This is a genomic window from Patulibacter sp. NPDC049589, from assembly GCF_040675535.1.
GTDB lineage: Bacteria > Actinomycetota > Thermoleophilia > Solirubrobacterales > Solirubrobacteraceae > Patulibacter.
Genome location: NZ_JBFAPC010000056.1, coordinates 1 through 25,243, shown reverse-complemented (window position 1 = coordinate 25,243; position 25,243 = coordinate 1). Strand labels below are relative to the sequence as shown.

23 protein-coding genes are annotated in these 25,243 nt (G+C 74.9%); 12 read left to right on the top strand and 11 right to left on the bottom strand.

The window, feature by feature from the left end; all coding sequences use genetic code 11:
* Positions 1-45: 45 nt before the first annotated feature.
* From map to AB0L40_RS12620, 5 genes are all read right to left on the bottom strand, one after another.
* Positions 46-786 (bottom strand): type I methionyl aminopeptidase, encoded by a 741-nt coding sequence (gene map / locus AB0L40_RS12640; protein WP_364354463.1) that lies wholly within the window; start codon positions 784-786, stop codon positions 46-48.
* A 73-nt stretch (positions 787-859) separates the two neighbouring features.
* On the bottom strand, positions 860-1,456 hold the full coding sequence (locus AB0L40_RS12635) for a flavin reductase family protein (RefSeq protein WP_364354460.1): 597 nt from the start codon (positions 1,454-1,456) through the stop codon (positions 860-862).
* A gap of 53 nt (positions 1,457-1,509) precedes the next feature.
* Positions 1,510-2,325 carry a rod shape-determining protein MreC gene (gene mreC / locus AB0L40_RS12630; protein WP_364354457.1) on the bottom strand — a complete coding sequence of 272 codons (816 nt, stop codon included), beginning with the start codon at positions 2,323-2,325 and terminating at the stop codon, positions 1,510-1,512.
* A 5-nt stretch (positions 2,326-2,330) separates the two neighbouring features.
* Positions 2,331-3,788: an MDR family MFS transporter gene (locus AB0L40_RS12625; RefSeq protein WP_364354454.1), complete on the bottom strand. Its 1,458-nt coding sequence runs from the start codon at positions 3,786-3,788 to the stop codon at positions 2,331-2,333.
* A gap of 126 nt (positions 3,789-3,914) precedes the next feature.
* A complete protein-coding gene (locus AB0L40_RS12620; protein WP_364354451.1) occupies positions 3,915-4,586 on the bottom strand; it encodes a pentapeptide repeat-containing protein in 672 nt (223 codons plus the stop codon).
* Between the two features lie 94 nt (positions 4,587-4,680).
* Between AB0L40_RS12620 and AB0L40_RS12615 the strand changes: the two genes are divergently transcribed.
* From AB0L40_RS12615 to AB0L40_RS12605, 3 genes are all read left to right on the top strand, one after another.
* Positions 4,681-5,196, top strand: a complete 516-nt coding sequence (locus AB0L40_RS12615) for a hypothetical protein (protein ID WP_364354448.1) — start codon at positions 4,681-4,683, stop codon at positions 5,194-5,196.
* Positions 5,196-5,879, top strand: coding sequence for an HAD family phosphatase (locus AB0L40_RS12610; RefSeq protein WP_364354445.1), 684 nt, complete (start codon positions 5,196-5,198; stop codon positions 5,877-5,879). The genes AB0L40_RS12615 and AB0L40_RS12610 overlap by 1 nt, the downstream gene beginning before the upstream one ends.
* A 63-nt stretch (positions 5,880-5,942) precedes the next feature.
* Positions 5,943-6,602 carry an HAD family phosphatase gene (locus AB0L40_RS12605; protein ID WP_364354442.1) on the top strand — a complete coding sequence of 220 codons (660 nt, stop codon included), beginning with the start codon at positions 5,943-5,945 and terminating at the stop codon, positions 6,600-6,602.
* A gap of 240 nt (positions 6,603-6,842) precedes the next feature.
* Here the strand turns inward: AB0L40_RS12605 and AB0L40_RS12600 are convergent, their stop codons facing one another.
* Positions 6,843-7,526 (bottom strand): Bax inhibitor-1 family protein, encoded by a 684-nt coding sequence (locus tag AB0L40_RS12600; protein WP_364354439.1) that lies wholly within the window; start codon positions 7,524-7,526, stop codon positions 6,843-6,845.
* A gap of 210 nt (positions 7,527-7,736) precedes the next feature.
* Between AB0L40_RS12600 and AB0L40_RS12595 the strand changes: the two genes are divergently transcribed.
* Positions 7,737-8,768 (top strand): lysylphosphatidylglycerol synthase domain-containing protein, encoded by a 1,032-nt coding sequence (locus AB0L40_RS12595; protein WP_364354436.1) that lies wholly within the window; start codon positions 7,737-7,739, stop codon positions 8,766-8,768.
* Positions 8,769-8,872: 104 nt separating this feature from the next.
* Here the strand turns inward: AB0L40_RS12595 and AB0L40_RS12590 are convergent, their stop codons facing one another.
* Both AB0L40_RS12590 and AB0L40_RS12585 read right to left on the bottom strand, forming a co-directional pair.
* Positions 8,873-9,139, bottom strand: a complete 267-nt coding sequence (locus AB0L40_RS12590; RefSeq protein WP_026911004.1) for a hypothetical protein — start codon at positions 9,137-9,139, stop codon at positions 8,873-8,875.
* Positions 9,140-9,213: 74 nt separating this feature from the next.
* Positions 9,214-10,221 (bottom strand): class I SAM-dependent methyltransferase, encoded by a 1,008-nt coding sequence (locus tag AB0L40_RS12585; RefSeq protein WP_364354431.1) that lies wholly within the window; start codon positions 10,219-10,221, stop codon positions 9,214-9,216.
* A gap of 37 nt (positions 10,222-10,258) precedes the next feature.
* On the opposite strand from AB0L40_RS12585, the gene AB0L40_RS12580 reads away from it, so the two are divergent.
* Genes AB0L40_RS12580 through AB0L40_RS12570 form a run of 3 tightly spaced genes read left to right on the top strand, consistent with a single transcriptional unit; the run spans position 10,259 to position 12,656 of the window.
* Positions 10,259-10,459, top strand: coding sequence for a hypothetical protein (locus AB0L40_RS12580; protein ID WP_364354428.1), 201 nt, complete (start codon positions 10,259-10,261; stop codon positions 10,457-10,459).
* Entirely contained in the window at positions 10,456-11,433 is a 978-nt protein-coding gene (locus AB0L40_RS12575; protein ID WP_364354425.1) for a hypothetical protein, read from the top strand. The genes AB0L40_RS12580 and AB0L40_RS12575 overlap by 4 nt, the downstream gene beginning before the upstream one ends.
* Positions 11,434-11,489: 56 nt before the next feature.
* On the top strand, positions 11,490-12,656 hold the full coding sequence (locus AB0L40_RS12570) for a PQQ-dependent sugar dehydrogenase (RefSeq protein ID WP_364354422.1): 1,167 nt from the start codon (positions 11,490-11,492) through the stop codon (positions 12,654-12,656).
* A gap of 42 nt (positions 12,657-12,698) precedes the next feature.
* Here the strand turns inward: AB0L40_RS12570 and AB0L40_RS12565 are convergent, their stop codons facing one another.
* Entirely contained in the window at positions 12,699-14,699 is a 2,001-nt protein-coding gene (locus AB0L40_RS12565; protein ID WP_364354420.1) for an alkaline phosphatase family protein, read from the bottom strand.
* Between the two features lie 257 nt (positions 14,700-14,956).
* Between AB0L40_RS12565 and AB0L40_RS12560 the strand changes: the two genes are divergently transcribed.
* The gene (locus AB0L40_RS12560) at positions 14,957-16,024 is read left to right on the top strand and encodes an EfeM/EfeO family lipoprotein (RefSeq protein WP_364354417.1); all 1,068 of its coding nucleotides are present in this window, start codon (positions 14,957-14,959) and stop codon (positions 16,022-16,024) included.
* Positions 16,021-17,277, top strand: coding sequence for a Dyp-type peroxidase (locus AB0L40_RS12555; RefSeq protein WP_364354414.1), 1,257 nt, complete (start codon positions 16,021-16,023; stop codon positions 17,275-17,277). The genes AB0L40_RS12560 and AB0L40_RS12555 overlap by 4 nt, the downstream gene beginning before the upstream one ends.
* A gap of 334 nt (positions 17,278-17,611) precedes the next feature.
* Here the strand turns inward: AB0L40_RS12555 and AB0L40_RS12550 are convergent, their stop codons facing one another.
* Positions 17,612-19,006: an FAD-binding oxidoreductase gene (locus AB0L40_RS12550; protein WP_364354411.1), complete on the bottom strand. Its 1,395-nt coding sequence runs from the start codon at positions 19,004-19,006 to the stop codon at positions 17,612-17,614.
* Positions 19,003-20,838: an AMP-binding protein gene (locus AB0L40_RS12545; protein ID WP_364354408.1), complete on the bottom strand. Its 1,836-nt coding sequence runs from the start codon at positions 20,836-20,838 to the stop codon at positions 19,003-19,005. Before AB0L40_RS12545 ends, AB0L40_RS12550 begins: the two co-directional genes overlap by 4 nt.
* A gap of 177 nt (positions 20,839-21,015) precedes the next feature.
* Here AB0L40_RS12545 and AB0L40_RS12540 point away from each other — a divergent pair, with 177 nt between their 5' ends.
* The 3 genes from AB0L40_RS12540 to AB0L40_RS12530 all read left to right on the top strand — a co-directional run bounded on the left by AB0L40_RS12540 (position 21,016) and on the right by AB0L40_RS12530 (position 25,019).
* Entirely contained in the window at positions 21,016-22,203 is a 1,188-nt protein-coding gene (locus AB0L40_RS12540) for a zinc-dependent alcohol dehydrogenase family protein (protein WP_364354405.1), read from the top strand.
* Positions 22,204-22,641: 438 nt separating this feature from the next.
* Complete coding sequence (locus AB0L40_RS12535) at positions 22,642-24,108, top strand: NAD-dependent succinate-semialdehyde dehydrogenase (RefSeq protein ID WP_364354402.1); 1,467 nt, start codon at positions 22,642-22,644, stop codon at positions 24,106-24,108.
* A 209-nt stretch (positions 24,109-24,317) separates the two neighbouring features.
* The gene (locus tag AB0L40_RS12530; RefSeq protein WP_364354399.1) at positions 24,318-25,019 is read left to right on the top strand and encodes a GntR family transcriptional regulator; all 702 of its coding nucleotides are present in this window, start codon (positions 24,318-24,320) and stop codon (positions 25,017-25,019) included.
* The last annotated feature ends 224 nt before the right edge of the window (positions 25,020-25,243 follow it).

Here is a 25,243-nt window from a genome sequence, read left to right as displayed (position 1 = left end):
GGCGGCCCTCCGTCGGCGGGCGGCGTGGCGCCCCGGCGGGCGGCGCTACGCCGTGAGGACGATCGGGGTGCCGTCCTGCACCACGATCGTGTGCTCGACGTGCACCGAGAGGCGGCCGTCGGCGGTGGCGATCGTCCAGCCGTCGCCGCGCTCGACGAGCTGCGGATCGCCGAGGGTGAGCATCGGCTCGACGGCGATCACGAGCCCGTCGGCGAGCGGCTCGGTCAGCTGCGGCACGTCGACGTTGGGGACCGTGGGGTCCTCGTGCAGCTCGCGGCCGATCCCGTGGCCGCACAGCTCCTCGAAGGGGGTGGCGCCCAGCGCGGCGGCGGTCTCCTGGACCGTCCGCCCGATGTTGCGCAGCGGCATGCCCGCCCGCGCGACGCCGAGCGCGGCCGCCAGGCACGCGTCCGCGACGTCGAGCAGGCGCCGCGCCTCGTCGGAGACGTCACCGACCGGCACGGTCACCGCGGCGTCGGCGAGCCAGCCGTCGAGCTCGGGCGTCACGTCGAGCGTGACGAGGTCGCCGTCGCGCAGCTTGCGGCCGCCCGGGACCCCGTGGACGACCTCCTCGTTGACCGAGATGCAGGTCGAGCCGGGGAAGCCGTAGGTCTCCATCGGCGCCGACAGCGCGCCGTACTCGTGGAACGTCCGGGCGGCGATCAGGTCGAGCTCCGCCGTGCTGACGCCGGGCCGGACGGCCTCGCGCATGCGGCGGATCGTCTCGGCGACGAGGGCGCCCGCGCGGCGCAGGCCCTCGAGCTCCTCGGGAGTGGCGACGATCATGCCGGGAAGCCTAGTCCGGCGGGGGCGCCGGGCCCGTCCCGCCCGGCCCCCGCCGCACCGCGGTCCTCCTGCCTCAGCCCTCGTACGGGATCCGGTCGATCGTGCGGACCTCGCCGCGCGTGCCCCACTCGGTGCGGCCCAGGCGCGAGAGCGGCGCGAGCCGGGCGATGTCCGGCAGGCCGTCGTCGGCGAGCACGTCGCTGTGGACGGCCGCGTGGACGACGCGGCCCAGGACGACCCACGAGTCGCCGAGGCAGGTGGTGCTGTGGAGGGTGCACTCCAGCGCGACGGGGGAGGCCTTCACGCGCGGCGGGCGGACGCGCAGGCTCGGCTCGCGCTCCAGGCCGACGGCGTCGAACTCCGAGACGTCGGCGGGGTAGTTCGTGCCCGTCGCGTTGACCTGCTCGAACAGCGGCTCGGGGGTCAGGGAGACCACGAACTCGCCGGTCGCCTCGATGTTCTCCAGCGAGTCCTTGCGGCCGACGGACGTGAACTGCACGATCGGCGGGGCGACGCAGGCGACGGTGAAGAACGAGTGCGGCGCGAGGTTGTCGACCCCGTCTGCGGACGTCGAGGAGACCCACGCGATCGGCCGGGGCACGATCGACGCGGTCAGCAGCGTGTAGAAGCGGCCGGGGCCCAGCTCGTCGGGATCGAAGTCGGTGCGCATCGTCGGAGTCTGTCGTACCCCGGCGGCGGCCCCGGCACGCGCCGGGCCGGGGCTCACCGCTGCGGGTCCTTGGTGAGCACGGCGACGAACGCGAGGGTCTGGAGGTCGACGGCGGGCCGCACGTGCGCGTACTGCTCGGTGCTGCCGCGGCCGATGATCTCCGTGATCGTGCCGATCGGGATGTCCGGCGGCGCCAGCGACGGGAACTCGGGGTCGCTGCTGCCGGACGTCCGGACCTCGGAGCCGGTGTTCAGCTTGCGGTTGCCCGCGAACTCCAGGTCGATGGTCGGGGTCGCGCCGACGCCGGTCCCCTGGGCGGTGCCGATCTCGGGCCGCCCGACCACCTTGGCGCCCACGGCGGTGTCCCGCGACGGCAACAGCGTCACGGTGGCCGAGGCCGGCGTCACCCGCGTGACGAACCCGACGAGCCCGGCGCCCCCGTCCGTCGCGCCGATCACCGCCTGGTGCAGCGCGATGCCCTGCGTCGTCCCGCGGTCGATCCCGATCGACGTCGCCCACGCCTGGGGGTCGTGCACCGACACGTTGGCCAGCACCGGCTCGGTGCCGGCGAGGACGCCGCGGTCCAGCAGCGCGGTGAACCGGGTGAGCCCCGGCAGCAGGCGGAGCTCGCGCTGCTTCCCGGCCACCGACAGCCGGAGCTGTCCGGCCTCGCGCTCCAGGTCGCCGTTCTCGCCCTTCGCGTCGCTCGTGTCCCCGACCCAGCGGACCAGATCGCGCAGGGGCTTGACGGCGGCGGCGACCGGGTTCGAGGACCCGCCCCGCAGGCCGACGACCACCGCGGCGACCACGAGGACGGCGACGACGAGCAGGGCGAAGGTGACGCGGCGACGACGGGGCGAGCGGTACATCGGCCTCAGTCCCCCGCCTGCGGCGCCGGGGCGGTGGGGTGCGGCGACGACGGCGGCGCCATCGTCCGGGCGGCGTCGGCGTCGCGGATCCGCCACGCCATCGCGGCGCCGACGAGCATCAGCGCCGCGGCCGTGAAGAAGGCGGCGTGGTACGCGTCGAGGCCCGGGCCCGCCGACGACGGCGACCCGGTCGCGGACGTGCCGACGACGGAGATCACGGTCGCCATGATCGCGACGCCCATCGCCGCGCCGGTCTGCCGCAGGGCGTTGAACAGCCCCGAGGCCTGCCCGGTCGACGCCGGGCTGATGTTCGCGAAGACCGCCGACTGCGACGGGATGAAGACGAACGACATGCCGCCGCCGAGGACGAACATCGTCGCGACGACGAGCGGGGCGGGCGTGTCGCCGTCGAAGCGGCTGAGCACCAGCGCCATCAGGGCGACGGTCGTGGCGCCGCCCGCCATCAGGCGCCGCGGCCCGAAGCGCCGGTAGATGCGCGAGACGACCTGCGACCCCGCCATCACGCCGATCGCCTCGGGGAAGGTCAGCAGGCCGCTCTCCGTCGCGGTCCGGCCCAGGCCCTCCTGCTGCAGCAGCGGGAAGGCGTAGAGGAGGCCGAGGAAGCCCGCGCTGGAGGGCAGGACCACGAGCGTCGACGAGCGGAACAGCCGGTCGCGGAAGATCCGCAGGTCGAGCATCGGGAAGCGGACGCGCAGCTCGAGCCGCACGAGCAGGACCAGGAGGACGACGCCCGCGACGCCGGACCCGACGATCACGGCCGAGCCCCAGCCGCGGGACGGTCCCTCGGTGATCGCGAACATCAAGGCGCCCAGTCCCGCGCCGGCCAGGAGGAAGCCGGGGACGTCGAAGCGCCCGGTCTCCGCGGCGCTGTCGTCGTGGTCGGGCAGGTACCGCAGGCCGAAGGCCAGGGCCGCGATGCCGACCGGCACGTTGACGATGAACGCCCAGTGCCACGACAGGCCGTCGACGAGGACGCCGCCCAGGACCGGGCCGAGGGCGGGGGCGGCGGCCGTCGGGATCGTGAGGATCTTCGACGCGCGGATCCGCTCCTCGGGCGGGAAGACGCGGAACAGCATCGCCATGCCGACCGGGGTGAGCATGCCGCCGCCGACGCCCTGCAGGACGCGAAACGCGACGAGCTGCCCGAGCGACCCCGCCAGCCCGCAGAGGGCAGACGACGTCGTGAACAGCGCGAGCGCGACGAGGAAGATCCGCCGGGTCCCGAAGCGGTCGCCGAGCCAGCCGGACGCCGGGATCACGACCGCGATGCTGACGAGGTAGGCGGAGGAGACCGCGCCCGTGCTGGAGATCGTCGCGTCGAACTGCGCGCCGATCGTCGGGATCGCCGTGTTGACGATGGTCGTGTCCAGGATGTTCATGAACATCGCGGCCACGAAGACGACGCTGACGACGACCTTCGGGTTCTGGAACACGCGCAGCACTCGCCCCAGTGTGCCGGGCGGCGGCCCCCGGCCGTCGCGCAGGCGCCCCGGCGCTCACCGGATGCGGGCCGGGCCGGCCCACGACCGGTGCGCGGCGGGTCGTCCCCGTCGCGGGCCGCGGGGGCCTCAGCCGTCGGTCAGACGGATCCCGAGGTGCCCGGCGAACGCGCCGGCCGACGCCAGCACGTCCTCCCAGCGCATCCCGACGCCGCGCAGGCGCTCGAGGCTGCGGACCCCGTCGAGCGGGCAGGCCTGGAGCTCGGTGCGCGAGAACCGGGCGCCGGTGAGGTCGGCCTCGCGCAGGTCGCACGACTCCAGGCGCAGGTCCTCGCCCTGGAGGTCCTGCAGGTCGCAGCCGCGGAGCAGGCAGTCGGTGAAGATCACGCGGCGCAGGCGCGCGCCGCTCAGGGCCGCCAGGTCGATCCGGCAGTCGCGGAAGGTCACCTCGTCCAGCCGGGCGTCGGTGAGCCGCACGCCGGTCAGGCGGGCACCGCGGACCTCCACCCGCCGCCACGTGGCGTCGCGCAGGTCGGCGTTGGCGAGACTGCCGCCGGCGATCACGACGTCCTCCAGGTCCAGGAGCGGCAGGCGCGCTCCGGCGAGGTCGGCCTGCTCGACGCGGCCCCCGACGATCCGCACGCCGCGCGCGTCGACCCGTCCGGCCCCCGTCCAGGACACGGCGACCTCGCGGAGGACGTCGTCGTGCTCGGGCGCCTCGTCGTCCCCCACCGGACGCAGCTCCGCAGGGACCCGCGGGGCGCTCGGCGGGCGCGGGGAGGGATCGGGCGCGGGGCTCATCGGGCCCGATGTTTCCACGCGATCGGGCCCCGGGACGCCCGCCTGCGCGCCTCAGGATGCGCGCGAGCGCTCCACACGGCAGAATCCCCCCGTGATGCGTACGACCCGCGTGCTCCCTCTCGCCCTGGCGTCCGTGCTGGCAGTCGCCTCCACCGGCTGCGGCTCCGACTTCAAGAAGGACGAGCCACAGACGGCCGTCCGTGACTTCCTGATGATCACGCTGGCGCGGGACAACGGTCAACAGGGCTGCGACTTCCTGACGCAGAAGGCCCAGAAGGCCTTCGCGCAGATCCCGGCGTCCGGCGCGACGACCGCGATCCCGGACCCCGAGGACACCGGCCAGGCCTGCCGCGCGCTCCTCGAGCGGCCCCAGCTGATCGGCGACAAGGACAAGCGCGAGGTCAACACGACCGGCGAGGTCCGCGACCTCGACTACTCGACGCAGAAGGACGGCGACAAGGCGACCGTCACCGTCAAGACCAACGGCGGCCCGACGCTGACGTTCAAGCTCACCAAGCAGGGCGACGCCGGCGTCGGCAACCTGTACGAGCCGAAGACCCCGTGGCGCATCGACGACGGCGCCGAGCCGCTCGTCACGGCCACCTCCTGATGTCCTCGGCGGCGTCGCCGACGGTCCTCCGTCCGGCGGCCGTCGTCTTCGACAACGACGGGACGTTCCTCGAGACCGAGTCCGTCTGGTCGCGCGCGGAGGCCGAGCTGTTCGAGCGCCGCGGCCTGCCGTTCCTGCCCGAGCACAAGCTCGAGCTGATCGGGACGAGCTTCGTCCACGCGTCCGAGGCGCTGGAGCGCTTCCTCGGCGAGCCGGGCGGCGGCCCGGCGATCATGGAGGAGCTCGTCTCCCTCGTGCACCTCGAGCTCGACGGCGAGGTCCCCGTGATGCCGGGCGCCGAGCGCCTCGTGAGCGCCCTGCGGGCCGCGGGCATCCCGGTCGGCATGGCGACCAACGCCGCGCGCGGGTTCGCGGAGAAGGCCCTGGACCGCGCCGGCCACGCCGGCACCTTCCCGGTGCTGCTGACCGCCGAGGACGTCGAGGCTCCGAAGCCCGCGCCCGACATCTACCTCGCCACCGCGGCGGCGTTCGGCGTCGACCCGGCGGCCTGCGTCGCCGTCGAGGACAGCCCCACCGGCGTGACCTCCGCGGTGGCCGCCGGCATGACGGTGCTCGGCGTCACGAGCTTCCCCGGCGTCGACCTCTCGCACGCCCACCACCGGCACCCCTCGCTCGAGGACCCGGCCCTGTGGGCGCTCCTCGGCCTCGACGCCCGGGCCTGACGGGCCGCGCGGCGGCTCCCGCCCCGGCGCTCCGGATCGCCCCGCCCGACCGAGGACCGTTCCGTGCCCGACCGCCCCGCCCTCGTCGTGTTCGACTGCGACGGTGTCCTCGTCGACACGGAGGGGCCGCAGGCCGTGGTACTGGCCGCGGTCCTGGCCGAGCACGGCGCCCCGGTCACGCCGGCGGACGTCCTCGGCCGGTACAAGGGCTTCGCGCTCGAGGCGATCGAGGAGGACCTCGACGCCCGGGCCGGCGTCGTCCTCCCGGCGAGCTGGCAGCAGGAGTTCCGCGACCGTCGCGGTCCGGCCTTCGAGCGGGATGGCATCCCGGCGATCCCCGGCGTCCGGGACGTCGTCGAGGCCCTGGTGGCGGCCGGCATCCCCTACGGCGTGGCGTCGCAGGGCCGGCTCGACAAGACGGCGATGACGCTCCGGCTCAGCGGCCTGGCCGACCTCTTCCCCGAGGCCGTCCGCTTCTCGGCCGACCAGGTGGAGCGCCCGAAGCCCGCGCCGGACCTGTTCCTGCTGGCGGCCCGGACCCTCGGCGGCCCGCCGTCCGGAACGGTCGTCGTCGAGGACAGCGTCCCGGGCGTCACCGCCGCGCGGGCCGCGGGCATGCGGATCCTGGGCCACGCGGCCGACGAGGATCCCGAGGACTTGAGAGCCGCGGGCGCCGAGCCGTTCGCCGCGATGGCGGACCTGCCGACGCTGCTCGGGCTGTAGACGGGACCGACGCCGCGCCCTGGCGGCCCGGCCGGTCGCCTGATCCGCGTGGCCGTCCGGCCCGCCCCCGTCGTCCGATCCGCATGGCGTCCCGGCCCGTCGCCACCGCTCGAGCCGCGTGGCGGCGCGGACTCGTCGCCGTCGAGTGGTCCACGGCCGGGAGGCGCCCCCGGAACGACGACGGGGCGGCCGAAGCCGCCCCGTCGAGGACCTGCGGGCCGGCGCCGGCGCGCCGCGCACTCAGTCGCTGAAGATGTTCAGCAGCGTGAGGAAGATGTTCACGACCGCGACGAAGATGCCCGTCGCGAGCCAGACGACGTCGTCCTCAGTCGCCTGCAGGCGCAGGAAGTTGAAGTAGATGACGATCGCCACGGCGGACGCGGCACCGATCACCAGGGAGACGACGTCGCCCGCGGCCCCGCCGCCGCCGCCGAAGATCAGCATCGCCCAGGAGACGCCGACGGCGACCAGCAGGACGATCGACAGGGGCTTCATCCAGCCCGAGAGGTCCTTCGCGATCAGCGTGCCGCCGGCGGCCGCGGCCACGACGACGAGGCCGGTCGTGCCGGCCGCCTTCGTCACGACGTCGCCGTTGCCGGTGACGTTGTAGGCCTCGAGCACCGGGCCGAGGCCCAGGCCGAGGAGCAGCGCGATGGCGAACAGGAGCGCCATGCCCGCCGGGCCGGTGCGCAGCGCGCCGACGAAGCTCTGGGCGAACAGCAGCACGATCGCCGCGATGGTGCAGCCCATCGCGGCGCCGCGGCCGAGAGACTCGGCGTCGCCCGGGCCCGCGCCGACGTAGGAGCCCACGACGAGGAACGCGATCGCGATCGCGACCAGGAACATCGTCTGGCTGAGGATGGCGCCGTACGACGCGCGCTGCGTCTGGGCGTAGGGAAGGGAGTAGCTGCTCGTCTCCGGCATGGTCTCGTTCTTCGCTGAAGGGCGGTGGTGGGTGGGAGCACGATGATCGCGCGCCCTGATGAGTCGAGGGTAAACCACGCTGCGCCATCTGTCTCCTGGTACGCCAGGAGAGCGCCTGTGCGCCAACTCGGCCGGCGGGGCGCGCCGGGAGCGAGCGCCTGGCGCCGCCGCCGGGCGCGGTCCGGGGGCCGCCCCGCGTAGGCTTGGCGGGTGCCCCCGGCCGCCGCACCCCAGGTCGCGCCACCCCTCGCCGGGGTGTCCGAGGTCTTCGACTCGATCGGGTCGTTCTTCTCCTCGATCGCGCACGTGAACTTCGTCGCGCTGGGGATCGGCTTGGTCCTGTTCGTCGTCTACCTGACGATCCGCTCCCGCGGGTTCTTCAACGTGCTCCGGGCGGCGTACCCGACGGAGACGATCCAGTGGCGCCGGGTCTGGGGCGCGTACATCGCCGCCTACGGGTTCAACAACGTGATCCCGGCCCGCGGCGGCGACGTCATCAAGGTCTTCCTGATCAAGACGTCGATCGACCGGTCGACGTACCCCGCGATCACCGCGGCGATGTCGGTGGAGGCGCTGTTCGACCTCTCGATCGCCGTCCCGATCCTGATCTTCGCCTTCACCCAGGGCGTCTTCCCGAAGCCGCCCGAGTTCGCGGACCTCGGCGCGTTCGACCTGTCGTTCCTGTTCGCGAACCCGAAGCTCAGCCTGTTCCTCGCGACGCTCGTCGTCGTGGCCGGGTTCGTGGCGTTCGCGGTCCTCTCCGAGCGCGCCCGCCGCTTCTGGGCGAAGGTGCGCCAGGGCTTCACGATCCTGCAGGACCGCCGGCGCTTCTTCCGCGAGGTCTGGCTCGTGATGTTCGGGGCCTACATCTTCCGGCTGGCGGCCTTCTGGGCGCTGCTCGAGGCCTTCCACGTCGGCGGCTCGGTGCGCAACGTGCTGCTCGTGCACGGCATCAACGCCGTCGCCGCCCTGATGCCGTTCACCCCCGGCGGCGCGGGCGTCCAGCAGGCGTTCATGGTCAAGGTCTTCGCGGCCAGCGCCACGGGCGCGACCGTGGCGGCCTACTCGGTCGGCCAGCAGATCGCGATCGCCGCGATCTGCCTCGGCGTCGGCTTCGTCGCCCTCGTGAAGATCTTCGGCTTCCGCTCCTTCAAGGAGGTCATCCGCGCCGGCAAGGACCACCGGGCGGCGGAGGCGGCCGCGGCGACCGGCACCGCGGGGGAGCCGGGCGCCGGGGCGTGAGGCTCGCGGGCCGGGTTCCGGTCCACGCCATCGGTCGGCCGCCGCGGTCTGCGCGGCGGCCGGGGTGCCCGGGGACGCGACCGGCGTCTGCCCGGGCGGAGGGCCTAGCCGAGGCCCTGGCGGGCCTCGCGCACGAGCGTGACGGCCTCGGGGAAGACGACCGCCATCACCTGGCGGATCTGGTTGGCCTGCGCCTCGGCGTCGCCCTGGAGGTTCACGCGGCCGATCGCGGAGACCGTCATCTGGACCGCGAGGCCGATGGCGTTGTCCGCCCAGGCCAGCTTCTGCTGGCCCTGCATCTGGTCAGCGAACTCCATCATCTTCCGCTGCAGGTCGTCCGGGTCGCCGAAGAGTCCGCCAAAGCCTTCCATCAGCCGATCGTAGCGGGCCGTGGTCGTGGCGTCCGCCGGGCGGGCCACGGCGGCGCCTGGCGCGTCGGCGCTCGTCAGTCCGGCCGGCGGGCGACCAGGACCATCGTCCCGCCGAGTCCCAGGGCCCCGGCGGCGAACTCGACGACCGCCAGCAGCGGGATCAGCGGCAGCGCCAGGAGCGTGATCGCCAGCGGCCGGGCCCGCAGGGGCGCCGAGCGCTTGAGCAGGTAGTAGAGGTACGAGGTGGTGCCGCTCAGGCGGTTGACCACCGACTGCCACATGCCGAACGGGTTGTGCTCCAGCAGCACCCCGTGGAACGCGACGACCTCGAGCCCGGCGGCCTCCGCGGCACGGCGCAGACCCTCGGGGGAGAAGTGCGTGCGGTGCCGCGGGACGTCGAGGTGGAACCAGCGGTCCCCGCCGATCCGGGCCTGGAGCGCCGTGACGTTCGGGACGCCGACGAGCAGCAGGCCGCCGGGCCGCAGCCAGTCGCGCAGGGTGGCGAGGGTGTCGCGAGGGTCCGCGACGTGCTCGAGCACGTGCCACAACGTGACCGCGTCGGCGGAGCCGGGCGGGACGGCCGCGTCCTCGATCCCGGCGCGGTCGAGGGTCACGCCGTAGACGTCGCGGGCCGCCTCGACGCCCCGGGCGGCGGGCTCGAGGCCGCCGGCGTCCCAGCCGGCGTCGCGCGCGGCGGCGACGAAGCGGCCGCGGCCGGCTCCCGCGTCCACCAGCCGGCCCGAGCGGCCGCCGTGGCGGGCCAGCAGCCGCAGCCGCTGGCGGTCGAAGGCGTGCAGCAGCGGTGCGGCCAGGCCCGACCCGCGCGGCCGGCGGGTCGCGTAGGAGCCGCCGTCGTGCGCGTCGTCGAAGGTCGGCGGCTCGCCGGCGGTGACGGCCGTGCCGCACGTCGCGCAGCGCCGGAGCGCGAAGACGCCGGGCAGCGACGCGTCGCTCGTCGGGACCGTCCGCCAGGCCCGCAGGACCCCGCCACAGGCCGGGCAGACGTCGGGCGCAGGGGCGTCTGGCGCGGCGGTGGCGGCGGGCGCCGGACCCGTCGCGTCGGGGGAGGGGGTCGCGGGCACGGTGCAACGGTACCTGCGGTCCGTAGAATCACCGCCCGTGGCCCGACTCAGTCCCCGACAGCGCGCCTGGCGCGGGCGTCTGGAGACCGCGCTGCGGGTCGCCGGCCCCGGCCTCGACCTGCTCGTCGGTACCGTGGAGCGCGTCGGCCGCACCGGGGCGAGCGCCGAGCGCTGGATCGTCCGCCGCGTGCCGTCGCGCGTCCGAGCGCCCCGAACCTCCGACCGGAAGTCCGCATGAGCACCGAGCGCAAGCAGCGCCCCGTCAAGCCGATCCCCGACGCCCTCGACCCGGCCGAGACGATCGCGCTCGAGAAGTCGTGGCTGACCAAGGCCGGGACCGCCGCGATCATCGCGGGCATCCTGCCGGTGATCTCGTTCGTCCTGCAGACGATCGCGACGCGCGGCATCGACGACGACATCGACCGGACGAAGTCGGTCTCCGAGTCGCTGGCGTTCTTCGCCACCCCCGGGCACGGTCCCGGCCTGACGGGCGCCAAGTCCGAGATCGCCTCGCACTACGGCGAGCACTGGACCCTCGTGATCGGCGGCGGCGTCGCCTCCGGCATCGGCATGCTGATCGCCGCGCCCGTGGTCTACGGCCTGCTGCGCGCCTCGTGGCGCCGCCGGCCGTCGTTCCCGCGCTGGTTCCTGTGGGCGCCGCTGGCGGGCGGGATCCTCTTCGGGATCGGCTCGATCGTCGCGATCATCTACCAGGCGGTCCAGTACCACGACTTCTCCGAGCTCGCGAAGGCCGCGCAGACCAACGGCGCCGCCAACGACGCGCTCAACAGCGCCCGCGACGACCTCACGAGCATCCGCGTCATCGCCGGCGTCGGCTCGCTGTTCTCCGCGATCGGGCTCGGCGCCGCCGCCCTCAGCGCCATGAACGTCGGGCTGCTGACCCGCGTCATCGGCTCGATCGGCGTGCTGCTCGCCGTGCTCGTCGTGATCCCGCTGCTCGGCCAGCAGGGCGACTTCCTGCGCGCCTTCTGGTTCATCGCGCTCGGCTTCACGATCCTCGGCCGCTGGCCGGGCGGCCGTCCGCCGGCGTGGGACCTCGGCGAGGCCGTGCCATGGCCGACCCGCGCCCAGCTGCTCGAGGAGGCCGACCGCGCCGGCGGCGGCTCGAAGGCGATCCCCGAGTCCGAGCCCGCCCCGGCGCCGAAGCCGAAGGCCTCGCCCGGGAGCAGCCGCAAGAAGCGCCGCAAGTAGCGGCACCCCGCCGCCCGGGTGGCGTGGGAACGCGCCACATCGGGCAGCATGGGGTGATGCGCACCCGACTGACGGCGACCGTGCTCGCGATGACCGGCGTGGCGGTCCTCGCGGCGTGCGGGTCCTCGTCGGCGGACAGCGACGACGCGCCGGCGGCCCGGGCGGCGACGACGGCCGGTGCGGCCACCGCCCCGGTGTCGGGCACCTCGGCGACGACGGCGGGCGACGCGGCCACCTCCCGCGCGGCCTCCTCGAGCCCCAGCACGATCGCCACCGGCCTGAACACGCCGTGGAGCATCGTCTTCCTGCCCTCCGGCGACGCGCTCGTGTCGGAGCGCGGCGGTCTGATCAAGCGGATCGCGAAGGGCGGCCGGAAGGCGACGACGCTCGCCCGCGTCCCCGGCGTCGCCGAGGCGGGCGAAGGCGGGCTGCTCGGCCTCGCCGTGTCGCCGACGTACGCGAAGGACCGCCTGGTCTACGCGTACCTGACGACCGCGAGCGACAACCGGATCGTGCGCTTCCGGCTCACGGCCTCGACGCGGAGCATCCGCCCGCGGACGGTCCTGACCGGCCTCGCGAAGGCCCAGATCCACAACGGCGGCCGGCTGGCGTTCGGGCCGGACGGCAAGCTCTACGCCGGCGTCGGCGACACCGGGAACACCGCGCTGGCCCAGGACCGGACGAAGCAGAACGGCAAGATCCTGCGGATGGAGCCCGACGGGGCCGTGCCGAAGGACAACCCGTTCCCGGGGTCCCGCGTCTGGTCGCTCGGGCACCGCAACGTCCAGGGCCTCGCCTTCGACCGCTCCGGCCGCCTGTGGGCCAGCGAGTTCGGGCAGAACACCACCGACGAGGTCAACCTGATCCGCGAGGGCGGCAACTACGGCTGGCCGCTCGTCGAGGGCAAGGGCGACACGCAGGGCGGGACGTTCACGAACCCGCAGGTCACGTGGACGACCGAGGAGTCCTCGCCGAGCGGCGCGGCGATCGTCGGCTCGACGCTCTACGTGGCCGGCCTCGGGGGCGAGCGCCTGTGGGTCGTGCCGCTGAAAGGCGCGCGGGCCGGGACGCCGAAGGCCCGCTTCTCCGGGCGCTACGGCCGGATCCGCGCGGTCACCGCGGCGCCCGACGGGTCGCTGTGGTTCAGCACGTCCAACCGCGACGGCCGCGGCTCGGTGCGCTCCGGCGACGACCGCATCCTGCGGCTGCGCGTCGGGGGCTGAGGCGCGGCGGGGCGGGCCGCGTCGGCCCGCCCCGCGTCGTGGCTAGCGCAGCGCGAGCTTCTTCGTGCTCGAGGTGACTCCGCCGATCTGCGTCACCGTGGTGCGCAGCGTGTAGGTGGCCTTGGGCCAGGCCTTCTTCGAGGTCAGGGTCAGCGCCGCCTTCTTGTTCTTCAGCGCCGCCGTCTTCGTCCCGAGCAGCTTCGAGCCGCGGTAGAGCCGGATCCGGACGTTCGCCTTCGTCGCGTTCGTCGCGCCCTTCGTGGTGCACGACACCGTGATGCGCTTGCCGCTGCGCTTCGCGGAGCACGACGCGGTGACCTTCGGGGCCTTCGTCGTCTTCCCGGGCGTCGTGATCGTCTTGCCCGGCGTGGTCACCGTCGCCCCGGGGGTCGTGACGGTGGCGCCGGGCGTGGTGACCGTGGCGCCGGGCGTCGTGACCGTCGTGGTCGGGGTCGTCGACGTCCCGGTGGGGTCGGCCACCGTCTTCGTGACGACGCCGGTGTCGGGGTCGAGGAAGACCTTCGGGGCCTTCGCGCCGCTCGTGAAGTCGAACATGCCCTGGATCGAGCCGGCCTTGGCGTCCATCGAGCCGCCGCCGATCCGGCCGAGGCTCCAGTTGTCCTCGATGAACCGCAGGATCGAGCTCTGGTCGGTCAGCGCGTGGTCGACGTAGTTCTGCTTGGCGTACGGCGAGATCACGAGGAGCGGCTGGCGCGGGCCGTAGCCGCAGCGCGCGTTCTCCGCGCCGACGTCCTTGACCGTGCCGCACTTGCCCGTGCCGCTGAGGGCGTCGGACGTCGACGCCGACGGGTTGACGTTCGGGGAGGCGACGTGGTCGTACCAGCCGTCGGAGTCGTCGTAGGCGATGACCACGGCCGTCGAGCTCCACTCCGGGGAGTTCTCCAGCGCGTTCAGCGTGCGGGCGATGAACCGCTGCTCGTCGAGCGGGTCGGAGTACTGCGGGTGGCCGTCCTCGAAGCCCGCGGCCTTGAGGATCGAGACCGACGGCAGCGTGCCGTTCTGCAGCGCGGCGTCGAAGTCCGTCAGGTCGTACTGGTGGTTCGCGCCGCCGTCGAGGCCGATCTCGGACGTCGAGGCCGGGGGCGTGTGGTGCTTGTTCGCCGTGGACGCGTAGTACTCGAACGGCTCGTGGTGCGGGATGTAGTCGAGCTTGTTCACGCCCGCGACGTTGTTGTGCGTCTTGGTGCAGAGCGCCGGACTCGCGCCTGCGGCGGGGGTGTCGGGCCGGAAGCCGCCCTGGAAGAAGCCCCACGAGAGGCCCTTGGCGTTCAGCAGGTCGCCGACGTTCTTGCCGCCGAGGGTGACCGTCGAGCCCGCGTAGGTGCAGTCGTCCTGCGTCGTCGACGGACCGGGGTCGCCGATGATCGCGTTGTTCTCCGTCGAGCCGGCGATCGAGCCGCCGGTGGTGACGCCGCCGGTCTCGCCGGAGATCAGGTTGATGGCCCCGACCGTCGACGGACCGAAGTTCGTCGAGAACGAGTTGTCGCTGAGCGCGTAGTTCTGCGCGAGGTTCCACAGACCCGTGACGGTGTTGCCGTCGTAGTAGTCCATGACGATGTTCTGGCCCTTCTCACCGGCCGTGCAGCCGCCGCCCTGCGTGTTCTCGACGAACTTGTCCATCAGACCGCCGTCGAACGCCTTCTGCTCCGGGCCGTAGCCGTGGTTCTGGGAGCAGGTCACCGCCTGGCCCCGGGCCAGCCGCGCCGGGTTCGCGGCGTTGGGGTTGTTCGTGAGGAGCGGGCCCGACAGGCCGTTGACGCTCGGCGTGCCGGGCTTCGGGTGAAACGCCGGCTCGCCCGCCGCGGCGTCGCCGTCCGGCTTGGCGGCGTTCGGGTAGGTCGCGAAGTAGTGGTCGAACGACTCGTTCTCGTCGTAGAGGACGACGACGTGCTTGATCGGGGTGGTGGTCGGGGCGGCTGACGGCGCCACGGAATCGACGGCATGCGCGCCGCTGATCCCGATGACGACCGCCGCGGCGGCCGCGAGGCCACCGCCCGCAAGGAAGGTCTTGCTCTTGCGCACGAGGGGTGCTCCGGGTGGATGAGGGGAGGGTCCGGCGTGGCCGCGCGGGGCCGAGGGAGCCGGGCCGGCGCGCCGGGAATCCCGGCCGTCGACGTCGCGATCGTGCGCCCCGACGGCCTCGTGGCTGTGACCTTCGTGTGACTTCGGGGCCGATCGGGGCAAGCTGGCGCGTGCGCATCCGGGAGTGGTTGGTTGCGCCAAGGATGTTCACGGCCGGTTCACGTGGACGATGTCCGGCGGTCGTAGATTCCGCCGTCGTGCGTCCCTCACGCCTCGCCTCCCGGCGCCCGTTGCGCCGGCTCCTCGGGGTGCTCGCCGCGGTCGTCGGGATCGCGGTCGTCGCCCTCGTGGCGGGTGCGGCGTCACCGTCGGGGCACCCGGCCGACCATCCGGTGGCGCGCTCCGCCCACAGCGTCGCCCCGGCCGGCGACGCCGCCCGCGGGTCCTCCGGTGTCTACCTCGAGTCCGCCGGCGGCGCGGCCGTCCGCAGGGCGTCCGCCGCCCACCCGGAGCGGGCGATCCCCGAGACCGCGCCGCTGCCCGTCGCCGCCTTCGACCGGCCGATCGCCGCGTACCGGCGCTACGCCGGCCGCGACGCCGTCGCGATGGCCGCGCCGGCCGCCCGGCTCACCGCGGCCCTGCGGCGCGGCGACCGCGGCGCGGCCCGCACGGCCTGGACCGCGGCCTACCGCCGCTACCTGCTGCTCGGCGCGGCCTACGGCGCCCTCGGCGCGCTGGACGACGCGATCGACGGGACGCCCGGGGGCCTGCGCGGCGGCGTCCACGACCCCGCGTTCTCCGGGCTGCACCGGGTCGAGCACGACCTCTGGACCGGCCGGCGGCCCGCGTCGATCGTCCCCGCCGCCCAACGCCTGCAGCGTCTCGTCGCCCGACTGCCCGCGCGCGTCCGGACGGTCGAGATCACGCCGCTGGACTACGCGACCCGCGCCCACGAGATCCTCGAGGACGCGCAGCGCGACTTCCTCAGCGACCGCGCCGCGCCGTGGAGCAGCGCCGGCGTCGTCGCCACCGCGGCGTCGGTCGACGCCACGGGCGTCGTGCTCGGCACGCTGCGGCCGATCCTGCAGGGCCGCGGGGACGCGCTCGAGCCGGTGGAGACCCGCATGGGTCAGCTACGCGGCGTGCTCGCCGGGATCCGCCGCGGCCATCACGGCACGACCCCGCGGCTGGACGCGCTCGGGTCGACCGAGCGGGCCCGCCTGACCGGCGCGCTCGGCGCCGCGCTCGAGGCCCTGGCCGCCGTGCCGGGCACGCTGGAGACCGTCCTGCCCCCCGACGTCCCGAAGATCCCGGAGTCCCGATGAGCACCGATCGCCGCGCCTTCCTGCTCCGCACCGCCGGGACGCTCGGCGCCGGCGCGCTGATCGGCGCCGGTACGGCCGAGGCCGCCCGGGCGGACGACGCGCCGCCGCCGGCCGCGCTCCCGTCGACCGGCGCGGCGGGTCTCGACGCGCGGTTCCCGTTCGACGGCCCGCACCAGAGCGGGATCCTGACGCCGCAGACCGACGCCGTCACGCACCTCGCCCTCGACGCCATCGCGGCCGACCGCGGCGCGCTGATCCAGGGACTGCGCTCGCTGAGCGCCCGGGCGCGCGAGCTCTCGCAGGGCACGACCGCGGCGCCGGACCTCTCCGACGTCGACGCGCCGCCGGCGGACTCCGGGACGCTCGGCGTGGTCGTCGCACCCGACGCGCTGACGGTCACGATCGCGTTCGGCGCGTCGCTGTTCGACGCCCGCTACGGCCTGCGGGACCGCCGGCCGGCCGAGCTGATCGCGATGCCGGCGTTCCCGGACGACGACCTCGACCCGGCGCGCAGCCACGGCGACGTGTTGGTGACGGTCGCCGCGAACCGGCGCGACACCGTCGTCCACGCCGTCCGCGAGCTGCTGCGGCCGGTCCGCGACGCGTTCGCGCTGCGCTGGACGATCGACGGCTTCCAGAGCGCGGATCGGGCCCCGTCGCCGCACGGCGCGCGGCGCAACCTCTTCGGCTTCCGCGACGGCACCGCCAATCCGGACGCCAAGGACGAGGGCGGCCTGGTGTGGGTCGCGGGTCGCGCTCCGGAGCCCGCCTGGACCGCGGGCGGCACCTACACCGTGCTGCGCGTGATCCGGATGCACGTCGAGTTCTGGGACCGCGTCGGCCTGCGCGAGCAGGAGAACATGATCGGCCGGCGCCGCGACACCGGGGCGCCGATGGGCGGCGACCACGAGCGCCAGGACCCCCGCTACGACCTGGACCCGAAGGGCGACCGCGTCCCCCTGGACGCCCACATCCGGATGGCCAACCCGCGTACCGCGGCGACCCGCCCGCAGCGCATCGTCCGCCGCGCGACGAACTACTCGCGCGGCTTCGACGAGGCCGGCCAGCTCGACACCGGCCTGCTGTTCGTCGCCCACAACGCGAGCATCGAGCGCCAGTTCGCGAAGATCCAGGCGCGCCTGGCCGGCGAGCCGATGACCGACTACGTCACGCCGGTCGGCGGCGGCTACTTCTTCGCGCCGCGCGGGGCGGCCGGGCCGTCGGACTGGGTGGGGTCGGGGCTCTTGGCCTGAGGCCCCGCGTCGCGCCGGTCGGAGGAGGTGGGGCGGCCGTGGGCCGGGGTCGGGGCTGCCGGGACTGCGGGGTGGGGCGGCGGTGGGTGGTCGAGAGTGCGCTGCACCTCGTCAGGGGCGAAGCAGCGCACTCTCGGTGAGACATCGGGGGTGGGCCGGGGCTGCCGGGACCCCGGCGGTCGGGGAAGACGCGCCCCGCCGTCGAGCGTGCGCTGCTCCTCGTCAGGGACGAAGGACCGCACGCTCGACGGGGCGTCGAGGGTGGGTGGTGTCCATCCTGCAGGCGCTTCGTCGACAGGACGCCCGTCAGGCCGGCCTGCTTCCGCCCCGCCCTTCAGGCCGGCGGCAGCTTCCGGCCCGGGTTCATGGTGCCGCGGGGGTCCAGCGCGTCCTTCACCGCGCGCTGGGTCGCGAGGACCGTGGGGTCCAGAGCCGCCGCGCCGGCGAGCTTGACCGAGCCGATGCCGTGCTCGCCGCTGAGGGCGCCGCCGAGGTCGGCGGCGATCCCGAGCATCGCGTGGGCGGCGTCGCGCGCGCCGGCCAGGGCGGCCGCGTCGTTGCGGTCGACCAGCACGGTCGCGTGGAGGATGCCGTCGCCGGCGTGCCCCCACGAGGTGACCGGCACGCCGTGCTCGGCCCCCAGACGGTCGACGGCGGCCAGTGCCTCACCGAGCCGCTCGGCCGGGACGACGACGTCCTCGGAGAGCTTGCCGCCGCGGGCCGCGACGACGGCGAGCGACACGCCGTCGCGCCAGGCCCAGAGGGCCTCGACGCGGGCGCGGGTGTCCGGCCGCACGACCTTCAGCGCGTCGTCGGCGAGGGCCTCGGCCAGGGCGGCGGCCTCCAGCGCCGCGATGTCCGCGGGACCCAGCGCCTCGGCGATGACCGCGAAGGCGGCCGCCTCCGGCAGGCCGCCCGGGAAGGTCTGCGCGGCCGCCCGCAGCGCGCCGCCGTCGAGGAACTCCAGCGCCGTCGGGACGACGCCGCAGGCCATCGCGGCGGCGATCGCGGCCAGGCCGGTGTCCCGGTCGGGGTAGACCGCGAGCACCGGCAGCGCCACCTCGGGCGCCGGCTGCAGTCGCAGCGTGACCTCGGTGATCACGCCGAGCGTGCCCTCGCTGCCGCAGAGCAGGCCGAGGAGGTCGAGGGTCTCGACGCTCTTGCGGGCGTCGCCGCCGAGGCGGACGAGCTCGCCGCCGGGCAGCACGACCTCCAGCCCGGAGAGCCACGCGCGCGTCGAGCCGTGCCGGAACGACCGCGGCCCGCCGGCGTTCGTCGCGACGTTGCCGCCGATCCGGCACGACTCCGCCGACCCGGGGTTCGGCGCGAAGAAGAGCCCGGCCTCGAGGCAGCGCCGCTGGAGGTCGGCGGTCACGGTCCCGGCGCCGAACGTCCCGCGCCACGCCTCGGGGACGATCGTCGGCGGGCCGGTCAGGCGGTCGGTCGCCAGGACGATCGACCCGGCGTCCGGCACCGCCCCGCCCGAGTAGCCGGTCCCACCGCCGCGCGGCACGACGGGCACGCCCTGCGCGCCGGCCCAGCGGACGACGGCGGCGGTCTCCTCGGCGTCGGCCGGGAAGACCGCGGCCAACGCCTCGCCCCGCACGCCGCGGGTCTCGGTCGCGTCCTGCAGCAGCTCGGCAGGCACGGGCTCACGCACGTGGACGTCCCCGACGATCCGCGCCAGGTCGCGGGCGACGGCGGCGGCGCCGCGGTCGCGGGAGGTCATCGGGACGCCCCGTCGCTCGTGGTGCCGGTTCCGGCCTGCGAGCCGTCGTCGTCACGCGGCCCCCGAGGGGCGGAGCCGGCGGCCGAAGCCGAGCGACCTGCCGCGCCGCGGCCGCCGGGCGTGGCCCCGGCTCCGGCCTGCGAGCCCTGGCTCCGGCCCTCCCTCAGGTCCTTCCGGCGGACCTTCCCGCTGGACGTCTTCGGCAGCTCGTCCACGAACTCGACGATGCGCGGGTACTTGTACGGCGCAGTCTGGGCCTTGACGTGGTCCTGGAGCTCGCGCGCCAGCGCGTCGGACGGAGCGTGGCCGTCACGCAGCACCACCACGGCACGGACGACGGACCCGCGCTCGGGGGCCGGTGCCGCGACCGCGGCGGCCTCCGCCACGGCCGGGTGCGAGACGAGCGCCGACTCGACCTCGAACGGCCCGATCCGGTACCCGGCGCTGATGATCACGTCGTCGGTCCGCCCCTCGAAGAAGAGGTAGCCGTCGTCGTCCTGCGTCACGCGGTCGCCGGTGCGCCAGACCTCGCCGGAGGCGGCGCGGTCGGCAGGTGGGATGGAGTCGGGAGTGGGAGGGGCAGCGTCGGCGGCAGCCGCACCGTCGGCCGACGGGACCGCACTGGCGGCGGGCGGGGCCGCGCCGGCGGCGGGCGGGACCGCACTGGCGGCCGACGGGGCCGCGCCGTGGGCCGACGGGACCGCACTGGCGGCGGACGGGGCCGCGCCGTGGGCCGACGGGGCCGCGCCGGGGGCGGGCGTGCCGTCCGCCGGCCCGTCGTCAGCGCCGAGGTACCCGAGGAAGAACGTCGGCACCGTCGCCGGGTCGACGACGAGCTCGCCCGCGTCGATCCACGCGCGGACGCCCGGCAGCGGGCGGCCCATCGATCCGGGGCGGACCTCGCCGCCGGGCGGCACGCCGGTGATCTGGCCGGTCTCCGTCTGGCCGTAGCCGTCGCGGATCGTCAGGCCGGTCGCCTCCCGCCAGGCGCGGATGACCTCGGGGTTCAGGGCCTCCCCGGCGGCGACGAGGCCGCGGCAGTCCGGCAGCTCCGGCACGATCGCGCGGGCGCCGATCACGCGGTACTCCGTCGGGGCCATGCAGAGGACGGTCACGCGCTCGCGGACGAGGAGCTCGAGCCGCTCGGCCGGGTCGAACCGGGCGTCGTGGAGCAGCGCCGCGGCGCCGCGCAGCCACGGCGCGATGAAGACGTTCCGCGCGCTCTTGCTCCAGCCGCTCGCGGCGGTGCACCAGACGAGGTCGTCCGGCCCGGCGCCCAGCCAGTGCTCGGCCTGGACGGCCTGGCCGGTCAGGTACCGCTGCCCGTGCAGGACGGGCTTCGCGCGGCCGGAGGTGCCGCTCGTGAAGGTGATCAGGCAGCCGTCGGCGGGCTCCAGGTCGACGGCCGGGGCCGGGTCCGCCTGCAGCAGGTCCGGGTCCTGGATCCAGACGACGTCCGCGTCCGGCGCCGCCTCCGCGAGGACGTCGCGGTTGCGGTCGTCGGCGACGATCAGCCGCACGCCGCCGGGCAGCGCGTCGAGCCGCGACCGCAGGTCCGCCGCGCGCAGCTGCTCGGTGCACGGCAGGACGACCGCGCCGATCCGGAAGCACGCGACCATCGTCAGCACCCACTCGGGCCGGTTGCCGATCAGCGTCATGACGACGTCGCCGCGGCCCACCCCGCGGGCGGCGAGCAGGCCGCCCAGCCGCGCCGCACCGTCGGCGACCTCGCCGAACGACCAGACCCGCCGCGACCCGTCGCGCGCCAGCTCGATCAGGGCCGTCGCGTCCGGATCGGCGGCGTCCACGGTGTCCCGGGCGAAGTTCACCATCGAGGCATAGCATGGCCCGATGGCGGCGATCGACGGGTTCCGGGGCGACGGCGGACGCGAGGCCGGACGCCGGCGGACGACCGATCCGCAGCGGCGACGCGGGTCCGGACGCTCGCAGGCGACGGCTCCGGTGCGCCGACGCAGGGCCGGGCGATGGGACCGCGTCGGGGCCCACGCGTGAGCGCCGCGAGCGGGACGCTCCCGACCACCACGACCGCGACCGTCCTCCGCGAGACCGGCGTCGCCCGGCCGTACGACGAGACCCGGCCGCTGACGCAGGAGACGCTGCGCCTCGACCCGCCGGAGCGCGGCGAGCTGCTGATCCGCGTGCGCGCCGCGGGCCTGTGCCACTCGGACCTCTCGACGGTCAACGGCGACCGCCCGCGGCCGACGCCGATGGCGCTCGGGCACGAGGTCGCGGGCGAGGTCGTCGCGCTGGGGGAGGGGACCGCCCGGCCCGCCGGCGCCGACGGCGGAAGCGGGGCGCTCGGCTTCGCGGTCGGCGACCACGTCGTCATGGCCTTCGTTCCCTCGTGCGGCTCCTGCGATCCGTGCCGCCAGGGCCGGCCGGCGCTCTGCGAGCCGGGCGCGGCGGCCAACGGCCGGGGCGAGCTGCTGGCCGGTGGCCGCCGCCTGCACGACGACGTCGGCGAGGTCCACCACCACCTCGGCGTGTCCGGCTTCAGCGACCACGTCGTGGTGTCGGCGCGCTCGGTCGTCCGCATCGACCCCGAGGTGCCGTGGGACATCGCCGCGCTCTTCGGCTGCGCGGTGCTCACCGGCGTCGGCGCCGTCGTCAACGCCGCGCAGGTCCGGCCCGGCGAGTCCGTCGCGGTCTTCGGCCTGGGCGGCGTCGGCCTGGCGGCGCTGATCGGCGCGGTTGCCGCGGGTGCCCACCCGGTGATCGCGGTCGACGTCGTCGAGGAGAAGCTCGCGCTGGCCCGCGAGCTCGGCGCCACCCACGCGATCCACTCCGGCGACGACGTCGTCGCCCAGGTCAAGGCGCTGACCGACGGCGGCCCGGACCACGGCATCGAGACCGTCGGCTCGGCCCGCGTCCTGGCGGACGCCTACGCCGCGACCCGCCGCGGCGGCACGACCACGACTGTCGGCCTGCCGCACCCCTCCGCCGAGCTGACGATCTCCGCCGTCTCGCTGACCGCCGAGGAGCGCACGCTGCGCGGCTCGTACCTCGGCTCGTGCGTCCCCGAACGCGACATCCCGCGCTTCGTCGCGCTCTACCGCGCCGGCCGGCTGCCGGTCGATCGCCTGCTGACCCACCGGCTGCGCCCGGACGAGATCAACGCGGGCTTCGAACGGCTCGCGCGGGGCGAGGGCGTGCGGCAGGTCGTCGTCTTCGACTGAGGGGCCCGCGGCGGGGCGGGGCGACGCCGGGGGTCGGTCGATCGTCGGCCACGGGGTGTCCGGTTTCGACCGTGGCCTGCGTCGGCGGGTGTCGGCCGGTTGGGGGTCGGCCGATCGTCGGCCACGGGGTGTCCGGTTTCGACCGTGGCCTGCGTCGGCGGGTGTCGGGCCGCCCCGGCGTCGGGCGAACTCCGGCTGACGGATGTCGGCGGACTCGACGGGTGGGGTACCGGCCGGGATCGGCCGAGACCCGCTCCCGCATGACCCCACGACCCCCGGGGTACGGACCGCACGGGTCGTCCGGCGACGCGCCGGCACCCGCGACGGGGCGTCCCGCCGGAGGGCCGGAAGGCGCGTGACAGGATGGATCGACCGGCAGCTGCGACGCGCGCCGGGGGTCGGACGCCGACCCAGGAACCGAGCAGAGCGAGGACCACCATGGCCGAAGAGCAGACTCCCGACCTCCCGCTGCGCGTCCCCGCGCAGAGCCACATCGACGGCGGGTGGACGAAGCTCGGCGGCGACACCTTCGTCGTGACGGACAAGGCCGACGACTCGGTCCTGGCCCACGTCACCGACGCGTCGCCGGAGGACGCGCAGGCCACGATGGACGGCGCGTGGGAGGGCTTCCTGGAGTGGCGCGCGGTCTCGCCGCGCGAGCGGTCCAACGTCCTGCGGCGCGCGTGGGAGCTCGTCAACGAGCGGTCCGACGAGCTCGCGGAGCTGATGTCGCTGGAAATGGGCAAGGCGCTGCCGGACTCCAAGGGCGAGGTCGCGTACGCGAGCGGGTTCCTGCTCGAGTACTCCGAGCGCGCGACCCGGATCGAGGGACGCCACGCGTTCCACGAGTCGACGGGCGGTCGGATCCTCACGCAGCGCGACCCGGTCGGTCCCTGCGTGTTCGTGACGCCGTGGAACTTCCCGCTGGCGATGGGTACCCGCAAGATCGCGCCGGCCCTGGCGGCCGGCTGCTCCGTCGTCATCAAGCCCCCGCAGCTGACCCCGCTGACGATGCTGGCGCTGGCCGGCATCCTGATCGAGGCCGGCCTGCCGCCGAAGGCCGTCTCGGTCCTGACGACGACGAACTCGCGTGAGACGACGACCGCGCTGATCGAGCACCCGCGCACCGCGAAGCTCTCGTTCACCGGCTCCACGCCCGTCGGCCGCAACCTCGCCGAGCAGGGCGGCAAGGCGCTGTTGCGCATGTCGATGGAGCTCGGCGGCAACGCGCCGTTCGTGGTCTTCGACGACGCCGACGTCGACGCCGCGCTGGAGGGCGCGAAGATCGCCAAGTTCCGCAACGGCGGTCAGGCCTGCACGTCGGCCAACCGCTTCCTCGTGCACGAGTCCGTCGCAGAGGAGTTCACGAAGGGCCTCATCGAGATGGCCGACTCCTTCGTCCTCGGGCCGGGCACCGCCGAGGGCACGACGCTCGGGCCGATGGTCTCCGACGACGCCGTGGAGAAGGTCCGCGAGCTCGTCGCCGACGCGATCGAGAAGGGCGCGACGCTCGCCGCCGGCGGCACCGAGAAGTCCGACGGCCGCTACTACCCGGCGACGGTCCTGACCGACGTCCCGCTCGACGCGAACATCCTCCACGAGGAGGTCTTCGGACCGGTCGCGCCGATCACGACGTTCTCGACCGAGGAGGAGGCCGTGCGGCTGGCCAACGACACCGAGTACGGCCTCGTCGCGTACGCGTACACGAACGACGCCGCGCGCCTGCTGCGCGTCTCGCGCACGATCGAAGCGGGCATGCTCGGCATCAACACGGGCCTCGTCTCCAACCCGGCCGCGCCGTTCGGCGGCATCAAGGACTCGGGCTTCGGCCGCGAGGGTGGCCCCGAGGGCATCGAGGAGTACCTGCAGTACCGCTACGTCGCGATCCCCGACCCGCGGGACTGAGCGGCGGGGGAGCCCGTCCGCGGGATCGGCCGCGGGAGCGCGGGTGGTGGTCGCGGTTCGTTCGCTCCCGGCGAGCGGATGGCGACCAGGTGCCGGTGGGGCGGACCGTGGTCGCGGTCGGTTCGTCCCCGGCGAGCGGATGGCGACCAAGTGCCGGTGGGGCGTCACCGGCCGGTCACCGCACGGGCCCGCCCACCTAGTATGCAAGCGTGCCCCCGCCGGACCTCAGGATCGCGCTCGCCGACCGGGCCCGTGGCGGGACCCGGCAACGGGTGTACGACGCGCTCCGGGACGCGCTCGTGGCGGGGCGGCTGGAGCCCGGCCGGCGGCTGTCGGAGAACGAGCTCGCCGAGGCGCTCGGCGTCAGCCGCACCCCGGTCCGCGAGGCGCTGGTCCGCCTGCGCGACGACCGGATGGTCGAGATCGTCCCGCAGCTCGGCACGTTCGTCTCGAAGATCTCGATCGGTGCCGTCGCCGACGCGCAGTTCGTCCGCGAGGCGCTCGAGTGCGCCGCGATCCGCCTGGCCGCCGGCAAGGTCAGCGACACCGAGCTGCAGCAGCTCCAGGCGATCGTCGCCCAGCAGGACGAGGCGCACGCCGACCACGACTTCGACCGCTTCTTCGTCCTCGACGACGCGTTCCACGAGGCGCTCTGCGAGGCGTCCGGCCACGGCATCGCGTGGTCGCTCGCGCAGCGCGCCGACGGGCACCTCGTCCGCGTCCGGCGACTCAGCCTGCCGGTCCCGGAGTACATGGGCGAGATGATCGACGAGCACCGCGCGGTGCTCGAGGCGGTCGCGGCCCACGACCCGGACCGCGCCGAGGAGGCCCTGCGCCACCACCTGCGGATGGTGCTCTCGGTGCTCGAGTCGATCAAGGCCGAGCACCCCGAGTACTTCGCCGAGGCGTAGGTCCCCGGTGCCGCCGGCCGGCCCGCGGGCGGACGAGCGGCACGGTCGCCAGAAAACCTTCCTGGGAGGTAGCGATCCTGGCGGCCACCGGAGGGAGGCGTCGCACGCCGCGCGGCAGCGCCACTGCCACCAGAAAACCTTCCTGGGAGGTAGCGATCCTGGCGGCCACCGGAGGGAGGCGTCGCATGCCGCGCGGCAGCGCCACGGCCACCAGAAAACCTTAC

What these genes read in the sequence shown, in the direction of transcription:
- AB0L40_RS12590 (WP_026911004.1), bottom strand. Translation starts at nt 9,139, where the DNA reads ATGGAAGGCTTTGGCGGACTCTTCGGCGACCCGGACGACCTGCAGCGG.
- AB0L40_RS12545 (WP_364354408.1), bottom strand. Translation starts at nt 20,838, where the DNA reads ATGGTGAACTTCGCCCGGGACACCGTGGACGCCGCCGATCCGGACGCG.
- AB0L40_RS12610 (WP_364354445.1), top strand. Translation starts at nt 5,196, where the DNA reads ATGTCCTCGGCGGCGTCGCCGACGGTCCTCCGTCCGGCGGCCGTCGTC.
- AB0L40_RS12555 (WP_364354414.1), top strand. Translation starts at nt 16,021, where the DNA reads ATGAGCACCGATCGCCGCGCCTTCCTGCTCCGCACCGCCGGGACGCTC.
- AB0L40_RS12620 (WP_364354451.1), bottom strand. Translation starts at nt 4,586, where the DNA reads ATGAGCCCCGCGCCCGATCCCTCCCCGCGCCCGCCGAGCGCCCCGCGG.
- map (WP_364354463.1), bottom strand. Translation starts at nt 786, where the DNA reads ATGATCGTCGCCACTCCCGAGGAGCTCGAGGGCCTGCGCCGCGCGGGC.
- AB0L40_RS12535 (WP_364354402.1), top strand. Translation starts at nt 22,642, where the DNA reads ATGGCCGAAGAGCAGACTCCCGACCTCCCGCTGCGCGTCCCCGCGCAG.
- AB0L40_RS12615 (WP_364354448.1), top strand. Translation starts at nt 4,681, where the DNA reads ATGCGTACGACCCGCGTGCTCCCTCTCGCCCTGGCGTCCGTGCTGGCA.
- mreC (WP_364354457.1), bottom strand. Translation starts at nt 2,325, where the DNA reads ATGTACCGCTCGCCCCGTCGTCGCCGCGTCACCTTCGCCCTGCTCGTC.
- AB0L40_RS12600 (WP_364354439.1), bottom strand. Translation starts at nt 7,526, where the DNA reads ATGCCGGAGACGAGCAGCTACTCCCTTCCCTACGCCCAGACGCAGCGC.
- AB0L40_RS12570 (WP_364354422.1), top strand. Translation starts at nt 11,490, where the DNA reads ATGCGCACCCGACTGACGGCGACCGTGCTCGCGATGACCGGCGTGGCG.
- AB0L40_RS12575 (WP_364354425.1), top strand. Translation starts at nt 10,456, where the DNA reads ATGAGCACCGAGCGCAAGCAGCGCCCCGTCAAGCCGATCCCCGACGCC.
- AB0L40_RS12635 (WP_364354460.1), bottom strand. Translation starts at nt 1,456, where the DNA reads ATGCGCACCGACTTCGATCCCGACGAGCTGGGCCCCGGCCGCTTCTAC.
- AB0L40_RS12550 (WP_364354411.1), bottom strand. Translation starts at nt 19,006, where the DNA reads ATGACCTCCCGCGACCGCGGCGCCGCCGCCGTCGCCCGCGACCTGGCG.